The sequence below is a fragment of the Vibrio sp. GLN_1 genome, from assembly GCF_043106015.1.
GTDB lineage: Bacteria > Pseudomonadota > Gammaproteobacteria > Enterobacterales > Vibrionaceae > Vibrio > Vibrio parahaemolyticus.
Window position 1 is genome coordinate 482331 of the sequence record NZ_JBICMD010000017.1, and the last position, 16284, is coordinate 498614.

Genomic DNA, 16284 nt, shown 5'->3' on the forward strand with positions numbered 1-16284 from the left:
GCGCTGAGTGTATACCCAAGTTACCTCTAAAAGCTAGATTGGCGGCGAGATGCCAAGGTTAAAGCGAAGAGAGATTCTCGACCAATTCTGCCAACGGTTTCGGGTGACCAATGCCATAACCTTGCCCGTAATCCACACCAAGGTCGATCAAGTGTTGCATGACTTGTTCGTTTTCGACAAATTCCGCCACCGTAACTTTGCCAAGCTGCTTCGCCAAATCGTTAATGGAGCGAACCATCACTCGGTCCATTTCATTCACGTCGATATCTCGCACGAAAAGGCCATCAATTTTCACGATATCTACAGGAAGTTTCTTCAAGTAACCAAAAGACGACAAGCCCGAGCCAAAATCGTCCAGCGCAATCATACAGCCGAGCGATTTGGCTCGGGTGAAAAAGTCGATGGCTTGATCTAAATTGCCCATGGCCGCCGTCTCTGTGATTTCTAAACAGATTTTTTCGCACGGCATGGTCGAGTTTTTCAATCGTTCGAAGAGAAAATCGATAAATTCCTGATTCCCCATGGATTGACCAGAAAGGTTTATCGAGCAACGCCCCAACTTTTCCACTACGTCTGGTCGCTGTTCAAACCATTCAAGCGCTTGGTTGATCACCTGCTTATCAATCCAATGCGCAATGTTATAACGCTCGGAAGCGGGAATGAAAATCGCCGGAGAGACGTAGTTACCCTGCGCGTCACGAATACGCACCAAAATCTCAAAATACATCAGCGACTCTGGCGACTGCAAATTCATCACTCGTTGAGCAAACAGCTCCAAGCGCTGATTGGATAACGCCTCGTGCACCAAGTTGACGCTCTGCATTTCCATCTGGCGACGCTGCAACTCTTCATTATCTAAGCTGAATAGATTGTAACGGTTACGCCCCTGCTCTTTCGCCGCATGGCACGCCGAATCTGCTTGCGCGTGCACCATTTGCGGCGTTTCTGCCGTGTGGTCGATGATACGAATGCCGACCGAGCAACTGATGAATAAGCGTGTGTCTTCCCAGATAAACAGGTGCTCACCCAATGTGGAGATAATCACCTTCGCAATATTGATTGCGCCATACTCGTCGCAATCTTTCAGTAGCACCGCGAATTCATCGCCGCCCATTCGCGCAAGCACGGAATTGTATGGCAGCACCTCTTCCAACATGCTGGCGCAAAATTGAATCGCGGCATCGCCCGCATCGTGCCCAACGGTGTCATTAAGCACTTTCAACTGGTCGAGATCGAGGTATAACATCGCATGCACTCGGCGGTGGCTATCCACTTCACGCAGCGCAGTTTTCAACTCCAACTCAAAGTGGTTGCGGTTGTATGTCCCCGTCAATAAGTCATAACGCGCCTGATACTCTAACTTCTCAGCCAAAAGTTTGGTCTCTGAAATGTCTTCACCCACAATCAGCAACTGATCGGAATCGTTGAGCGGTCGAATGTTTTCGCGTACCCAAACACTGTGCCCGTCAGCATGGCGATACTCGATTTCACGTCGCCATACATCATGAACTTGATGACTCGGTTGCAACAACACCTGGCGTGGGAACAGTGCTTTATCATCAAGATAGAACTCTCGCAGGCGATGGCCGAGCATCTCAATCGGCTCGTAGCCCAATAACAGCTGCGCGAATCGGTTCACTTCTTGGATGCGGTTGTGGCTGTCGAGCGTCACCATCATCACGGGCTGCTGCTCGTAGTAATTACGCAAGCTCGACTCACGCTGATAGAGCTTATCTTCCATCAACTTACGGCTGGTGATATCACGCGCCTCAAACAGATACTGCTTTTGTTTGCCTACCTGCTGGGAGAACGGCTTTAAGGAAATTTCGAGTACCATAGAGCCGTGCTCTTTGCTCCAGATTTCGGCTTCAAATGTCGAAACTTGTTGCTGCGGTGCGTCAAAATAATCGGCGATCGCGTGGCGTGCTTGCTCACTCCAGTTTTGATGTAACCAAAGTGGCTTATCTAAGCGTAATTCCTGATGATAGAGCAAAGATTGCAGACGATCGTTGCCAGATTTAAGCAAACCATGTTTATCCAAAATCCCCATGTACTGCATACTTTGGTCAAAAATGGACTCTAAAATCGCCTGGCTTTCACGAGCAGCCGTCTCGCTGCGACGAATGCGTTGCAAGTAGTAGCTCAGTAGCAAAATGGCCACCAGCATCAACACGAACAAACTGCCAAACAAGCGAATTTCTTTGGCGAAACGCTCCGAAAATTCCATCGGCTTATTAAAAAAGACCGCCGAGGATTCTTGCTCGGCGCCCAACCCCCAGCGCACGACCGCTTGGTAATCGAGCTTGATTTCAGAATCGCCATTCACCACCGGAGGTAACGGTTCTTGTGGGTGGTCGAGCACCTGTTCAAGTAATCTAGCCGCTTCAACACCTTGGCGATAACCGCTTTGAATCACGCCGCCCACCGCGCCATGACCCAAACCTACGTCGTGTACCATAAACAATGGCGCGTTGGAGGCCTTGTTGATCTGAATCCAGTCACGTTCGCTGCCGACCACGCCATCTTTGTCGCGGTAGTAAGTCCAAAACAGCACCACATTTTCTTTATTGAGTTGAGCGATTTTTTTCTTCAATGCTTCAACATTGTCAGGGACAAGTTGAGTGATCTTGTTGCGATAACGGTCATGTTGTTGGATAAAATCGTCAATCTCGTCGCGAAGTATCGCACCAGTCACCGAATGGTCACTGATGATGTAAATCTGCTTGTTGTCTGGATGCAAACGCTCGATCAGCGCTAAGTTCGCTTCTAAATCGACGTTCTCAATCACGCCGGTTGCGTTAAGTGATTGATGAAAGGAAGGACGGTAATTGTTGATGCCACAGAAAATCACTGGCGTGTCTTTGATCAGCGGCGCCAAGTGTTGCATCAATTCCAATGCATTGTTGTCCGTCACCAAAATGGCATCAAAACGCTCATCGCTCAACTTGGTGCGATAGAGTGATTCGAGCTGGGTAAAAAACTGCTCGCTCTGGTTGCGCTTGGAATCCAAGTATAAGACGCGCATGTCCATCTCGCGGTCATCGAGTTGTTGATCGATCCCGCGCTGAATGGAGTCCGTCCAAAAGAATCCTTGGTGATAAGAATGGACGACAAGCACCTTCGGCTCTTGAGCAAGTGTCAGTTCACTCCAGGCACATGCACTCCAGAATAAGGCGACCAAAATCAGAAAACGCTGCACATTCTCTCCATAGCATCGGAGTTAACCCGCAGTTACCCCTGCCAAACCTTGTGAATCGTGTCCGCTGTGAGTATAAAAGAGACGTAACTCTCATACCCAACGGAAATAATAGTATGAATGCGAGCCTGCCGAAACTCGACGACCTTGACCGCGCAATCTTAAAAACACTTATGGCAGACGCCAGAACGCCTTACGCCGAAATGGCTAAGCAGTTCGATGTCAGCCCTGCCACCATTCATGTGCGTATCGAGAAAATGAAATCGGCTGACATAATCGAGGGTACGGAGGTGATCGTAAATACCAAGAAGCTCGGCTACGATGTGTGTTGCTTTATTGGTATTAACCTTAACGCGGCGCGTGACTACCACTCCGCGTTAGAAAAACTCAATGCTCTCGATGAGGTAGTGGAAGCTTACTACACCACAGGCGCGTATAACATATTCGTCAAATTGATGTGCAAATCGATTGAAGAACTGCAATTTGTGCTGATTGATAAGCTGCAAGCCATTGATGAGGTTCAGTCCACGGAGACATTGATATCGTTGCAAAACCCGATCAACCGCAACGTGAATCCGTAAAATTTTTTATAAAAAATGTACAAAAAAGGCCAACCGAACGGTTGGCCTTGGTGTTTTTTGCTCAATTTACGCCGCAATACCCGAATGGCGCAGCAGTGCATCGATTTGTGGTTCACGACCACGGAAGCGCTTAAACAGCTCCATTGGCTCTTCACTGCCACCCATTTCTAGAATGTTGTTCAGGAAGCTTTGACCCGTCTCTTTGTTGAAGATACCTTCTTCTTCAAAACGAGAGAATGCGTCTGACGACAACACTTCTGCCCATAGGTAGCTGTAGTAACCCGCGCTGTAACCACCAGCGAAGATGTGACCGAAGCTGTGTGAGAAACGCGACCACTCAACCGCTGGAACAACTGCCACTTTCTCTTTCACTTCTGCCAAGGTTTCCAGCACACGTGCACCCACTTCTGGGTCATATTCAGTATGAAGCGTGAAGTCGAACAAGCCGAATTCTAGCTGACGCAAAATACCCATCGCAGATTGGAAGTTTTTCGCCGCGAGCATTTTGTCTAGCATCACTTTTGGTAGCGGCTCGCCCGTTTCGTAGTGACCAGAAATGAACGCCAGCGCGTCTTCTTCCCAACACCAGTTTTCTAAGAACTGACTTGGTAGCTCAACCGCATCCCAAGGTACGCCATTAATGCCTGATACCGCGCCTGTTTCTACCTGCGTCAGCATGTGGTGGATGCCGTGACCAAATTCATGGAAAAGTGTCACAACTTCATCGTGCGTAAACAGTGCTGGCTTGTCGCCTACTGGACGGTTGAAGTTACAGGTTAGGTACGCAACCGGCGTTTGCAGTTCGCCAGATAGCGTAATACGACGACCACGACAGTCATCCATCCACGCGCCGCCACGTTTGTGTTCACGAGCGTAGAGATCTAGGTAGAAGCTGCCACGTAGTGTGCCTTCAGCGTCAAAGATGTCGAAGAAACGCACAGATTCGTGCCAAGTGTCTACGCCTTCGCGCTCAGTAACGGTCATGCCAAACACGCGGTTTAGTACTTCAAACAGACCGCTCACGACTTTTGATTCTGGGAAGTATGGGCGCAGCTCTTCGTCCGAGATTTGGAACAAGTGCTGTTTTTGCTTCTCGCTGTAGTAAGCGATATCCCACACGTTCAGCTCTTCAACGCCAAATTCGCCCTTAGTAAACTGACGCAACTCTTCAATTTCGCGTTCACCCTGCGGTTTCGCACGTGTCGCTAAGTCATTTAGGAAGCCAAGCACTTGAGCCGGAGTTTCTGCCATTTTCGTCGCCAACGACTTCTCACTGAAGGTGTTGAAGCCCAGCATACGTGCGATTTCATGACGCAGTTTTAGCTGCTCAGTAATGATTTCTGAGTTGTCCCATTTGCCTGCGTTTGGACCACGATCAGAAGCGCGCGTCACGTACGCTTCGTACACTTCTTTACGCAACTCTTGGTTGTCGCAGTACGTCATGACAGGTAGGTAAGATGGGATATCCAGCGTGATCAGGTAGCCATCGAGCTCCTTTGCTTCTGCGGCAGCTTTCGCTGCTGCCAACGCTGACTCTGGCATACCCGCGAGGTCTTTCTCATCCGTGATGTGCTTGGTCCAACCCATGGTGGCATCCAGCACATTGTTGGAGAATTTAGAGCTCAGTTCAGACATGCGTTTGCTGATCTCGCCGTAACGGTGCTGCTCGTCTGATGGCAAGCCGATGCCCGACAATTCGAAGTCACGTAGCGCATCGGTGATGGTTTTCTGCTGGGCACGCGTTAGCGTTGCAAATTCTTCGCTCGCTTTGATGGTTTTGTACGCTTCATACAGGCCTTTGTGCTGACCAACCCAAGTGCCGTATTCCGACAAAATTGGTAGGCAGCTTTCGTACGCTTCGCGCAGAGCTTCGCTGTTCACCACAGAGTTCATGTGACCAACTGGCGACCAAATGCGGCTCAGACGGTCATCAATTTCTTCTAGAGGAGCAATCACATTTTCCCAAGTTGGGTTGGTGTTGTCTTTCAGCACCTCTTCAACTTTGGCGCGACAATCTGCAATCGCCTGCTCGACAGCAGGTTTAATGTGTTCTGGTTTGATTTGCGAAAACGGAGGTAGGTCCGTAAACGTTAGAAGTGGATTAGACATGAATAATTCCTTTTGTGTTTTGGCTCTTTGACTGCCCATAAAATAGGCGGACCCAATGCACAAGTAAGCCGACAACATGGATTGGGGGAGCTCCGTTCCCTTTCTCTATGCTGCGATGACCGGATGATCAACGAGAGCTTGCTCTGTCCTTGAGTCTTATTCTGCCTAAGTGGCAGAGCACTCTATTGGAGCACCGCGATCCCACTTAGGTTCAATATGTTTAGTAAGTATGGGTGACTTAAAGAGATTTCAATAGCGAGTGCATTTTAAGTCGCGCAAAATCAAACGGAGATTCTGCATCTGCAAGGATGTTGGGTATAATACCCTCAACACAGCGAAAATTTATTGTATCTGAAATCACAGACCACACTCAGCCAAAGAGTGTTTCGAGAGTTTAATTTGTTAAGTTACCGCCACAGCTTCCACGCTGGCAACCATGCCGACGTGGTCAAACACATCGTTCAAAGCCTCATTCTTGATGCGCTGAAACAAAAAGATAAGCCATTCGTTTATCACGATACCCACTCGGGTGTGGGCCGTTACGATCTGACTCACGAATGGTCTGAGAAAACGGGCGAATACAAACAAGGCATCGCACGTATTTGGGATAACCCAAACATTCCTGAAGACATCAAAAGCTACATCGATGCCATCAAAGCACTCAACAACGGCGATAAGCTGCGCTACTACCCAGGCTCACCGCGTGTGGCGCGTGCGCAAATCCGCCCACAAGACCGCATGGTACTGACAGAGCTGCACCCAGCCGATCACCCATTGCTGGAGCAAGAATTCCATCGCGACCGCCAAGTCAGCATCTACAAAGAAGACGGCTTTAAGCGTCTAAAAGGCAGCCTACCGCCGCAAGAACGTCGTGGCTTGGTGCTGATTGACCCGCCATACGAGCTAGCTAAAGAGTACCGCGATGTGGTGCAAGCGATTTACCAAAGCCACAAACGTTGGGCAACGGGCATCTACGCGATTTGGTACCCAGTGGTAAACCGTCACGACATCGAAGACATGATTGAAGGTCTAGAGAGCCTCGGCATTCGTAAGATTCTGCAAATCGAATTGGGTGTCGCACCCGATACCAACGAGCGCGGCATGACGGCATCCGGCATGATTGTGATTAACCCACCGTGGAAACTGGAAAGCCAGATGAAAGAAATTCTGCCATTCCTACAAGACGCGATCGCACCAGCCACCGGCCACTGGAAAGTGGACTGGATTGTGCCAGAGTAAGCACTTCTGCTCCGAAACCTCTCAGCGCAACGACATTCTCGTTGCGCTTTTTTATGCTCTCAAACCCGCAGTCTGATCGCGCTTATTCTTCTTTTTATACCTCTCATCGCTATTTGTCATAAGCAATGTCACTTTTTCCCATTTAGGAATTCGTTACATTCGATTTATGATAGTGGGATAGCGGTGGCATTGAGTTCAGGCAAGGTCATCCCAATCTATCTATGTACCAGATAAAATTTATAAGCTCTTGGAGAAAGTAATGGCGACTCATTTTGACTATATCTGTATCGGTGGCGGCAGTGGCGGCATCGCATCTGCAAACCGTGCGGCGATGTACGGCGCGAAAGTTGCGCTAATCGAAGCTCAAGATCTCGGTGGTACCTGTGTAAACGTAGGTTGTGTACCGAAGAAAGTGATGTGGCACGGCGCACAAATCGCAGAAGCAATGAACCTGTACGCAGAAGATTACGGTTTTGATGTCGACGTGAAAGGTTTCGACTGGAGCAAACTGGTTGAGAGCCGTCAGGCGTACATTGGTCGTATTCACCAATCTTACGATCGCGTTCTTGGCAACAACAAAGTAAACGTGATTAAAGGCTTTGCTAAGTTTGTTGACGAGAAAACCGTAGAAGTAAACGGTGAACATTATACTGCGGATCACATCCTGATCGCGGTTGGTGGTCGTCCTACTATTCCAAACATTCCAGGCGCTGAATACGGCATCGATTCAAACGGCTTCTTCGACCTAGCAGAGCAACCAAAACGCGTTGCGGTTGTCGGCGCTGGCTACATCGCAGTTGAAATTGCTGGCGTACTGCACGCACTAGGTACAGAAACGCACCTGTTCGTACGTAAAGAGTCACCACTGCGTAGCTTCGACCCAATGATCATCGATACGTTGGTTGAAGTAATGGAAGCAGAAGGCCCAACACTGCACCCCCATTCTGTACCAAAAGAAGTGGTAAAAGAAGCCGATGGCAGCCTAACTCTGCACCTAGAAAACGGTGAGAGCCAAAACGTTGACCAACTGATTTGGGCAATCGGTCGTCACCCAGCAACAGACGCAATCAACCTAGCGTCAACTGGCGTTGCAACGAACGAAAAAGGCTACATTAAGGTAGACGAATACCAAGAAACCAACGTGAAAGGCATCTACTGTGTGGGTGACATCATGGAAGGCGGTATCGAGCTAACACCAGTAGCAGTGAAAGCGGGTCGTCAACTTTCTGAGCGTTTGTTCAACAACAAACCAAACGCGAAGATGGACTACGATTTGGTACCAACTGTGGTATTTAGCCACCCACCAATCGGCACTATCGGTCTTACAACGCAAGAAGCGGAAGAGAAGTACGGCAAAGACAACATCAAAGTCTACACATCTGGCTTCACGGCGATGTACACCGCCGTTACTAAGCACCGTCAACCATGTAAGATGAAGCTTGTATGTGCGGGTGAAGAAGAAACGGTTGTTGGTCTACATGGCATCGGTTTCACGGTAGATGAAATGATCCAAGGCTTCGGCGTAGCAATGAAGATGGGCGCAACCAAAGCAGACTTCGACTCTGTTGTGGCTATCCACCCAACGGGCTCAGAAGAGTTCGTAACGATGCGTTAATTGCGCGCTAATCGCATTGCTGATTTCAGCGAATCATTTGAAAAGGTCACCTTAGGGTGACCTTTTTTGTTAGCCCATGCTTAACTCGCATTCTCCAATAACGTGCGAATAAACTCGGCTTTGATAGCACTCTCCTGCTTACCGTCATGAATCAGACACAAGTCTGCACGCAGTGATTCTTTCAGCTTGATAAAACGAATCCCATGCCAATGATGCTGAGAAAACGTCGACGGCACCAACGTCACGGTATTGCTGTTTGCCACATACGCCATCAAGGTGCTTGGCTCCACCACTTGTTTGCCAATATGGGGTGAAAAGCCTTCTTGCAGACAGGCATTGATGATGAAGTTTGCCGAGGCTGAATTCGCCAAACTCATAAACGCAAACTCACACGTCTTTAAATCTTGGAGCCGCAGCAAAGATTTGCTGGCTAACTCATGTTGCTCCGACACCGCCACCACAAACACATCTTTGCCCAAGGATACCGACTGATACGGATAAATGTTGAGTGCATCGGCAAAACGCACAATGCCCACATCAATTTTCTTCTCGCTCAGATGCTTCTTTTGCGTCTCTGGGTTGAGGTCAAAAATGTCGGCGTGATAAGTGTCATGCTCAGCATGGAAACGCTGTAACAGACGATCAAATCCGCCCCAAAATGCGCTACTTACCACACCAACTCGCAGGATATTTCTCTGGTTCAACCCCACTTGCTGCACTTGATTGAGCGAGACATCCAAGGTCTGAAAAATCAGTTGGCATTTGGACTCCAACAATCGCCCGGCCTCCGTCAGCATGACGTTTCTTGAATCACGCTCAAACAGTTTGACGTTAAGCACCTCTTCCAACTCTTTGATGCGATTGCTCAACGGCGAATTGGTGATATTGAGATTCTCGGCCGCCTTAGTGAAATGCTTGGTTTGTGCGACCTCGTAAAAGTAACGCAGCATCTTCAGCGTCACGCGCTCAAATGGTTCTGACTTCATGCATTGAGTCCTAGCGAATTTCATCATCCTCTTTTTAAGGATGATAGTAGCGAATAAAGCAAAGATAACCAGCGCAGAAAGTCACACAATGGAATCAACACACAACCAGAAGGTGACTAACATGAATCAGGATCCAGTAATCGGCGCGCTACAAACCATTCGCGAACGCAAACCAAACTTCCAACCTAAAGCAGCGTTTATTTTAGGCTCTGGCTTAGGCGTATTGGCAGACGAGCTACAAGACAAAGTGGTCATTCCATACGAAGAGCTCGAAGGGTTTCCGGTTAGCACCGTGCAAGGCCACTCTGGTGAGTTGGTGCTTGGTACCATGGGCGGCGTAGACGTAGTGTGCATGAAAGGTCGCGGTCACTACTACGAACACGGCTCAATGAAGGTCATGACAACGCCCGTGCGCACCTTTAAAAAGCTGGGCTGTGAGTTTCTGCTCGTCACCAACGCGGCCGGCTCACTTCGCCCTGAACGCATCGACGTCGGTTCTCTGGTGGTATTTCATGACCACATCAATACCATGCCTGAATCGCCAATGATCGGTCCGAATGATGAAGAGTACGGCCCGAGGTTCTTCAGCCTCGCCAATGCGTACGACAAAGACCTGCGCGCAGAAGCGTTTGAAGTCGGCAAAGCCAATGGCATTCACCTGAATGAAGGTGTGTTTGTCTCTTACACAGGCCCCAACTTTGAGACCGCAGCCGAAATCCGCATGATGCAAATCATCGGTGGTGATGTGGTGGGCATGTCGGTCGTGCCAGAAGTGATTTCTGCGGCGCATTGCGGCTTACCCGTATTGGCAGTGTGTGCGATCACCAACATGGCAGAAGGCTTGGGAGATGTAGAATTGTCTCACGCCCAAACATTGAAGTGCGCGAAGCTAGCCGAAGCAGATTTCATTCGCTTTATTAAGCGCTTTATGAAGCATCACTTCTAAAGCCGTTTCATTCCAAAAAGCAAAAGGGTCATCAAGTAACTTGATGACCCTTTTTTGTGTCACGTTTTCTAACGTTCGGGGGTATTTCGGAGCCGTTTGTGCGTTTTACTTAACTGCACGAACCAATTCAGCAATGCCTTCCCAATCGCCGTTGTCCATCATTGCGGTTGGCACCATCCAAGTACCGCCACAAGCTACAACCGATTTCAGCGCTAGGTAATCTTCCACATTGGATGGGCTTACGCCACCTGTTGGCATGAATTCAACTGGGTAAACCGCAGTGAGTGCTTTCAACATGTTTACGCCGCCTGATGGCTCAGCAGGGAAGAACTTCAACGTACGCAGACCCATTTCCATCGCTTGCTCAACCAAGCTTGGGTTGTTTACACCCGGTACGATAGTCACGCCACGTTGCTGACAGTATTTCACTGTGGTTGGGTTGAAGCCTGGGCTAACGATAAAGTCCACGCCCGCTTCGATTGCGATATCCACTTGTTCTGTGGTCAGAACGGTGCCCGCGCCAATCAACAGTTCTGGGTACGCTTCACGCATGATGCGAATCGACTCCGCCGCCGCTTCGGTGCGGAATGTCACTTCCGCACATGGTAAACCGTTTTCTACCAACACTTTTGCCAGTGGCAGAGCGTGTGCTACGTCGTTGATTGCGATAACTGGGACGATTTTGATTTCTCTTAATCGTTGTTCAAGTGTTGTCATGGGGAACCTCTAAAGAATAAAGCTTAATGTTGCGACGATAATAAACGCGATACCGCCAAGTAACGTTTCCATTACCGTCCAAGTTTTTAATGTGGTTTTCTCATCCATCTCAAGCAGACGAGAGACCAACCAGAAACCAGAGTCATTGAAGTGAGACAGTACCGTTGCACCACCCGCAATCGCGATTACGATAAAGCAAAGGTCTAGTTCACTCAAACCTGTTGATGCAGCCACAACTGGCGCGATAAGAGCCGCCGTAGTGGTTAGCGCTACCGTTGCCGAGCCTTGAGCAACACGTAGACAGGTTGAAATCACAAACGCCGCCACAATCACAGGCATACCTGTATCTGTAAGAACGTCAGCCAGTGCATCACCGATGCCGCTTGAGCGCAGTACGCCGCCAAACATGCCACCAGCACCCGTTACTAGGATAACGCCACAGATTGGAGCCAATGACTCACCACACAATTTTTCTAGTTTTGCCATGCCGTAGTCTTTGGCAAACACAGCCAGACAGACAATCAAAGTAATCAGCAACGCGACTGGGGTTTTACCTAGCATACGTAGGAACTCAACCAGTGCCGTTTTGCCATCAATCAAACCTGCAACCGCCAGTGTGTTCAATACCGTATCCAAACAGATTAGCAGGACTGGCAGCACAAGGATGGTCATAACCGTGCCAAATTTTGGTGCGTTGCGCTCATCCACCATCGCTTCGCCATTAAAGAAGGCTTTAGATAGTGGGATATCGAATTTTTTGCCCGCGTACAAACCAAATAGGTAAGCGCCAAGGTACCAAGTTGGAATAGCAACCAGAATACCCACCACCAATAGCAGACCGATGTTTGCGCCAAGGAATTCTGCCGCTGCAACCGGACCTGGGTGTGGTGGAACAAACGCGTGCATAACCGCAAAAGCACCAGCTGCAGGCAACGCGTATTTAATTGGTGAGCCACCAAAACGAGCCGCCACACTTAGGATGATTGGCATCATCACTACAAGGCCAGCATCGAAGAAGATTGGGAAGCCAAACAGTAATGAAGCGACGCCCAAAGCAAATGGTGCGCGCTCTTTACCAAAGCGACCAATCAAAGTGTCTGCCAGCACTTTCGCACCGCCAGTCACTTCAAGAATTTTACCGATCATCGCACCAAGACCAACCAGCAATGCCACGGAAGCCAGTGTGCCGCCGAAGCCGCCCATCATGGTCGATACGACTTTCTCAGAAGGAACGCCAGTGGCGATTGCTGTGCCTAAACTCACCATAGTAAGGGAAGCAAAAGCATGGACTTTCAGTTTAATGATCAGAACGAGTAACGCTGCAATGGCAAGGCCTGCAATCGTCAGTAGGAACGTAGGATCTGGGGCTTGGGTTAATTGCTCCATAGGTTCACCTTTAAGAATTATTGTTTGTGTTATGGTTCACATTTATTTCAGTTACCGGTAACATGTTACCGATAACATGAATAAGATAAACCCATATTTTAAAGTGAATTCAAAAATTGAGATCACGCGCAAATTTGGTTATGAGGATAAGTTATGGCTGGTAGTAGTGTCATCGTTATGGGCGTTTGTGCTAGTGGTAAAAGCACAATTGGTGAGCATCTAGCGAAAAAGCTAGGGCGTAAATTCATTGATGGTGATGATCTTCATCCACGAGCGAACATTCAGAAAATGGCATCGGGCCAGCCTCTGAACGATGATGATCGCAAGCCATGGCTAGAACGCATTCGTGATGCGGCGTACAGCCTAGAAAGCAAAAACGAACACGGCATTATTGTCTGTTCAGCACTGAAAAAGATTTACCGCGATCAGATCCGCGAAGGCAACGACAACGTGACCTTCCTGTTCCTTGATGGCGATATGGAGTTAATCCTTAATCGCATGCGTATGCGCAAAGGCCACTTCATGAAAGAAAACATGGTGAAGAGCCAATTCGAGACGCTAGAGCGCCCAGACAACGAGCCTCAAACTCTGATCGTCAGTATCAACGGAGACATCAGCGACGTGGTGGAACGCTCTGCCGCTGAGCTAATCAAAATGCAAGCGATCGAGGTGGCGTAATGACTCACTCTGTTGTTCTTGAGGTCACACAACGTTTGACCGAGCGCAGCCGTGAAGCGCGCGCTGCGTTTCTTGCTCGCACCGAAGTGCAAGCCGAAGCTGGCAAAGGCCGTGTTGGTTTATCTTGTGGTAACTTAGCCCATGCAGTCGCCGCTTCTTGCTCTTCTGAAAAGAAAAATATTCTCGATTTTACTCATGCCAATGTCGCGCTGATCAGCGCCTACAACGACATGTTGAGCGCCCACCAGCCGTACCAAGACTACCCAGCGCAAATCAAACAAGTGCTGGCGGACTACGGCCATACAGCGCAAGTCGCAGGTTGTGTGCCAGCGATGTGCGATGGGGTGACTCAAGGTCAAGCCGGCATGGATATGTCGCTGTTTTCGCGTGACTTAATTGCGCAATCAACGGCGTTGTCTTTGAGCCACAATGTCTTTGATGCCACATTACTGCTTGGCATCTGTGACAAAATCGCCCCGGGGCAACTGATGGGCGCGTTGTCTTACGCGCACCTACCAACTGCGTTTGTACCAGCGGGTCTGATGGCTACGGGCATCAGCAACGAAGAGAAAGTCGACGTGCGCCAAAAATACGCAGCGGGTGAAGTCGGCAAAGACGCTCTGCTGGATATGGAGTGTCGCGCTTACCACTCTGCGGGTACGTGCACGTTTTACGGCACCGCCAACACCAACCAGTTGGTGTTCGAAGCCATGGGCTTGATGCTGCCAGGTTCGGCATTCATTCATCCCCATACCCAACTGCGTAAAGCGTTAACCGATCACGCGGCTCTGAAAATCGCCTCAATGACGGCGGGTTCTGCACACTTCCGTCCGCTGGCCGAGGTGGTCACAGAAAAGAGCTTGGTCAACGGCATCATCGCTCTACTTGCATCTGGCGGCAGCACCAATCACACCATTCATATGATCGCCGTGGCGCGTGCTGCTGGCATCTTGCTCACGTGGCAAGACATCAGCGATCTTTCGGATGTGGTTCCTTTGTTAGCTCGCGTTTACCCGAACGGACCAGCCGATATGAACGCGTTCCAAGACGCGGGTGGCGTGCCAGCGTTATTGCACCGCTTGAACGAATCCGAACTTTTGCATCGCGATGTGAAACCCGTGTTTGGTAAATTTGAAGACCAAATGACGCTGCCGAGCCTTGTCGATGGACAACTGACTTGGACACCGTGCCAAGGCAGCCAAGACGGTGACGTGATCGCCAAACCAGACGCCACTTTCCAAAATACTGGCGGCACTCGCGTATTGACTGGCAACTTGGGCAAAGCCGTGGTGAAAGTGTCTGCGGTGAAAGAAGAGCAACGCGTGATTGTGGCACCTGCGATCGTATTCCAATGCCAACATGAAGTGGAAGCCGCGTACAAACGTGGTGAGCTGAACAAAGATTGCATCGTTGTGGTCACACACAACGGCCCAGCGGCAAACGGCATGCCTGAACTGCACAAGCTGATGCCAATTTTAGGTAACGTGCAAAAAGCGGGCTTTAAAGTGGCGCTGGTTACTGACGGTCGCTTATCTGGCGCGTCAGGTAAAATTCCGTCTGCGATTCATGTTTCTCCAGAAGCCATTCGTGGCGGCGCGATTGGTTTGGTGCGCAACGGCGATTTGATTCGTCTGGATTGCCAAACGGGTGAACTGAACAACTTAAGCGATACCACTGGTCGCGAGTTGATTCATTTCGACACCGAATCTACCCAACAAACCTGGGGACGAGGCTTGTTTAGCGTGATCCGCCAAAACGTCTCTAGCGCAGAAGAAGGCGCAAGCTTCATTGTGTAAGCCAGAAAAACAAAAAGAGCGGAGTTTGATACTCCGCTCTTTGTATTTGTCTTCGTTGTTTTTTGTTTGGCTTGATTAAGCGGTTTTCATCACCACGACCGCAGCAATCACCACAAAGATACCAAACCAGCCGATTGGCTTGAGTTTCTGCTTAAACAGCAAGGCTCCACCCACTGCGGTACCCAAGATACCAATCGCGCCCCAAGAGGCGTAAGCAATGGCTAAGTCGATCTCTTTAACCGCTTGTGCCAACAGCGTGAATGCTGTCAGTACCAACACAATCGCCGCAATGCCCCAGCCTTTGTATTTAAAACCTTTTGAGCGTGTCAGCGCCATATTGGCCATGATATCGACCAAGGCAGCCATCACGACAAATCCAAATGACATCGTAAAAAATTGACTCATGATTCGCACCTTGTACTAGCAGAAAATGAACGTTCTTTTGCCGGTTTATCGGCGTTTTTCTCGGCGTTAGGTTGATCATGTGATTCCCCTAACGTCACACACACAATGCCGACAACGGCTAACATCAAACCAAACAGCTCTTGATGGTTTAAGTTTGCATCAAAGGCGATGATCGACACCACGGTGATCAACGAGATACCCAACCCTTCCCAGACAGCGTATACCACACCGATCGATATTTTCTTCGCGGCAAACGCGAGAAAGTAGTAAGAGATTGCGATCAGCACATACATTACGATGTAGCCCCACCACCCGTGCCCTTGTCCGATAAGAGACATCGTGCTGGTGCCAGCCACTTCGGCAACGATGGCGAGCAATAAAAATAGACGTGCAACTAGCATGATTAATCCTCCATCAGAAATTAAAAAAATGCATAACGGAGAATGGTGAATGTCGCGTACCTGTATCGACATTCAAAAAGTTAAAAAGATAAAAATTAGCCACTTCTCCTGACTATTTGAGATAAGGTTAGCGCTGGGTAGGAAAAAGAGACAGGTAATTGAGATATTCATTTTTGAATATCTTAAGAAGTAAGTTGTCTATGTAATCACACAATATTGGCAAGGTTAA

13 protein-coding genes are annotated in these 16284 nt (G+C 49.2%); 6 read left to right on the top strand and 7 right to left on the bottom strand.

The genetic code is table 11. From position 1 onward, the window contains the following. Positions 1 to 58 precede the first annotated feature (58 nt). The gene (locus tag ACF8OV_RS10620) at positions 59 to 3199 is read right to left on the bottom strand and encodes an EAL domain-containing protein (protein WP_005496646.1); all 3141 of its coding nucleotides are present in this window, start codon (positions 3197 to 3199) and stop codon (positions 59 to 61) included. A gap of 113 nt (positions 3200 to 3312) precedes the next feature. On the opposite strand from ACF8OV_RS10620, the gene asnC reads away from it, so the two are divergent. Beyond that, a complete protein-coding gene (gene asnC, locus ACF8OV_RS10625) occupies positions 3313 to 3777 on the top strand; it encodes a transcriptional regulator AsnC (RefSeq protein ID WP_005465258.1) in 465 nt (154 codons plus the stop codon). A gap of 66 nt (positions 3778 to 3843) precedes the next feature. On the opposite strand, the gene prlC is transcribed toward asnC, so the two are convergent. Next, a complete protein-coding gene (prlC, locus tag ACF8OV_RS10630; RefSeq protein ID WP_317676039.1) occupies positions 3844 to 5886 on the bottom strand; it encodes an oligopeptidase A in 2043 nt (680 codons plus the stop codon). Between the two features lie 399 nt (positions 5887 to 6285). On the opposite strand from prlC, the gene ACF8OV_RS10635 reads away from it, so the two are divergent. Together ACF8OV_RS10635 and gorA are read left to right on the top strand one after the other, a co-directional pair. Next, entirely contained in the window at positions 6286 to 7125 is an 840-nt protein-coding gene (locus tag ACF8OV_RS10635) for a 23S rRNA (adenine(2030)-N(6))-methyltransferase RlmJ (RefSeq protein ID WP_005478729.1), read from the top strand. Between the two features lie 259 nt (positions 7126 to 7384). Then, positions 7385 to 8740 carry a glutathione-disulfide reductase gene (gorA, locus tag ACF8OV_RS10640; protein WP_237301877.1) on the top strand — a complete coding sequence of 452 codons (1356 nt, stop codon included), beginning with the start codon at positions 7385 to 7387 and terminating at the stop codon, positions 8738 to 8740. 80 nt (positions 8741 to 8820) lie between these two features. Here the strand turns inward: gorA and ACF8OV_RS10645 are convergent, their stop codons facing one another. Beyond that, positions 8821 to 9726, bottom strand: coding sequence for a LysR family transcriptional regulator (locus tag ACF8OV_RS10645; RefSeq protein WP_005379156.1), 906 nt, complete (start codon positions 9724 to 9726; stop codon positions 8821 to 8823). 121 nt (positions 9727 to 9847) lie between these two features. On the opposite strand from ACF8OV_RS10645, the gene xapA reads away from it, so the two are divergent. Further along, positions 9848 to 10672 carry a xanthosine phosphorylase gene (xapA, locus tag ACF8OV_RS10650; RefSeq protein ID WP_015296049.1) on the top strand — a complete coding sequence of 275 codons (825 nt, stop codon included), beginning with the start codon at positions 9848 to 9850 and terminating at the stop codon, positions 10670 to 10672. Between the two features lie 105 nt (positions 10673 to 10777). Here the strand turns inward: xapA and ACF8OV_RS10655 are convergent, their stop codons facing one another. Both ACF8OV_RS10655 and ACF8OV_RS10660 read right to left on the bottom strand, forming a co-directional pair. Beyond that, on the bottom strand, positions 10778 to 11389 hold the full coding sequence (locus tag ACF8OV_RS10655) for a bifunctional 4-hydroxy-2-oxoglutarate aldolase/2-dehydro-3-deoxy-phosphogluconate aldolase (RefSeq protein WP_005394384.1): 612 nt from the start codon (positions 11387 to 11389) through the stop codon (positions 10778 to 10780). Positions 11390 to 11398: 9 nt separating this feature from the next. Then, the gene (locus tag ACF8OV_RS10660; RefSeq protein WP_005478622.1) at positions 11399 to 12775 is read right to left on the bottom strand and encodes a GntP family permease; all 1377 of its coding nucleotides are present in this window, start codon (positions 12773 to 12775) and stop codon (positions 11399 to 11401) included. Between the two features lie 153 nt (positions 12776 to 12928). Here ACF8OV_RS10660 and ACF8OV_RS10665 point away from each other — a divergent pair, with 153 nt between their 5' ends. Then, positions 12929 to 13453: a gluconokinase gene (locus tag ACF8OV_RS10665; protein WP_193294027.1), complete on the top strand. Its 525-nt coding sequence runs from the start codon at positions 12929 to 12931 to the stop codon at positions 13451 to 13453. Then, the gene (edd, locus tag ACF8OV_RS10670; protein WP_005478701.1) at positions 13453 to 15249 is read left to right on the top strand and encodes a phosphogluconate dehydratase; all 1797 of its coding nucleotides are present in this window, start codon (positions 13453 to 13455) and stop codon (positions 15247 to 15249) included. Before ACF8OV_RS10665 ends, edd begins: the two co-directional genes overlap by 1 nt. A 75-nt stretch (positions 15250 to 15324) precedes the next feature. On the opposite strand, the gene ACF8OV_RS10675 is transcribed toward edd, so the two are convergent. Continuing rightward, the gene (locus ACF8OV_RS10675; RefSeq protein WP_005478614.1) at positions 15325 to 15654 is read right to left on the bottom strand and encodes an SMR family transporter; all 330 of its coding nucleotides are present in this window, start codon (positions 15652 to 15654) and stop codon (positions 15325 to 15327) included. Beyond that, positions 15651 to 16055: an SMR family transporter gene (locus ACF8OV_RS10680; RefSeq protein ID WP_317676047.1), complete on the bottom strand. Its 405-nt coding sequence runs from the start codon at positions 16053 to 16055 to the stop codon at positions 15651 to 15653. The genes ACF8OV_RS10675 and ACF8OV_RS10680 overlap by 4 nt, the downstream gene beginning before the upstream one ends. Positions 16056 to 16284 lie beyond the last annotated feature (229 nt).

Bases quoted from the DNA above. Each gene is read 5' to 3' on its own strand.
- asnC (WP_005465258.1), top strand. From the start codon at position 3,313: ATGAATGCGAGCCTGCCGAAACTCGACGACCTTGACCGCGCAATCTTA.
- prlC (WP_317676039.1), bottom strand. From the start codon at position 5,886: ATGTCTAATCCACTTCTAACGTTTACGGACCTACCTCCGTTTTCGCAA.
- gorA (WP_237301877.1), top strand. From the start codon at position 7,385: ATGGCGACTCATTTTGACTATATCTGTATCGGTGGCGGCAGTGGCGGC.
- ACF8OV_RS10645 (WP_005379156.1), bottom strand. From the start codon at position 9,726: ATGAAGTCAGAACCATTTGAGCGCGTGACGCTGAAGATGCTGCGTTAC.
- xapA (WP_015296049.1), top strand. From the start codon at position 9,848: ATGAATCAGGATCCAGTAATCGGCGCGCTACAAACCATTCGCGAACGC.
- ACF8OV_RS10655 (WP_005394384.1), bottom strand. From the start codon at position 11,389: ATGACAACACTTGAACAACGATTAAGAGAAATCAAAATCGTCCCAGTT.
- ACF8OV_RS10660 (WP_005478622.1), bottom strand. From the start codon at position 12,775: ATGGAGCAATTAACCCAAGCCCCAGATCCTACGTTCCTACTGACGATT.
- ACF8OV_RS10665 (WP_193294027.1), top strand. From the start codon at position 12,929: ATGGCTGGTAGTAGTGTCATCGTTATGGGCGTTTGTGCTAGTGGTAAA.
- edd (WP_005478701.1), top strand. From the start codon at position 13,453: ATGACTCACTCTGTTGTTCTTGAGGTCACACAACGTTTGACCGAGCGC.
- ACF8OV_RS10675 (WP_005478614.1), bottom strand. From the start codon at position 15,654: ATGAGTCAATTTTTTACGATGTCATTTGGATTTGTCGTGATGGCTGCC.
- ACF8OV_RS10680 (WP_317676047.1), bottom strand. From the start codon at position 16,055: ATGCTAGTTGCACGTCTATTTTTATTGCTCGCCATCGTTGCCGAAGTG.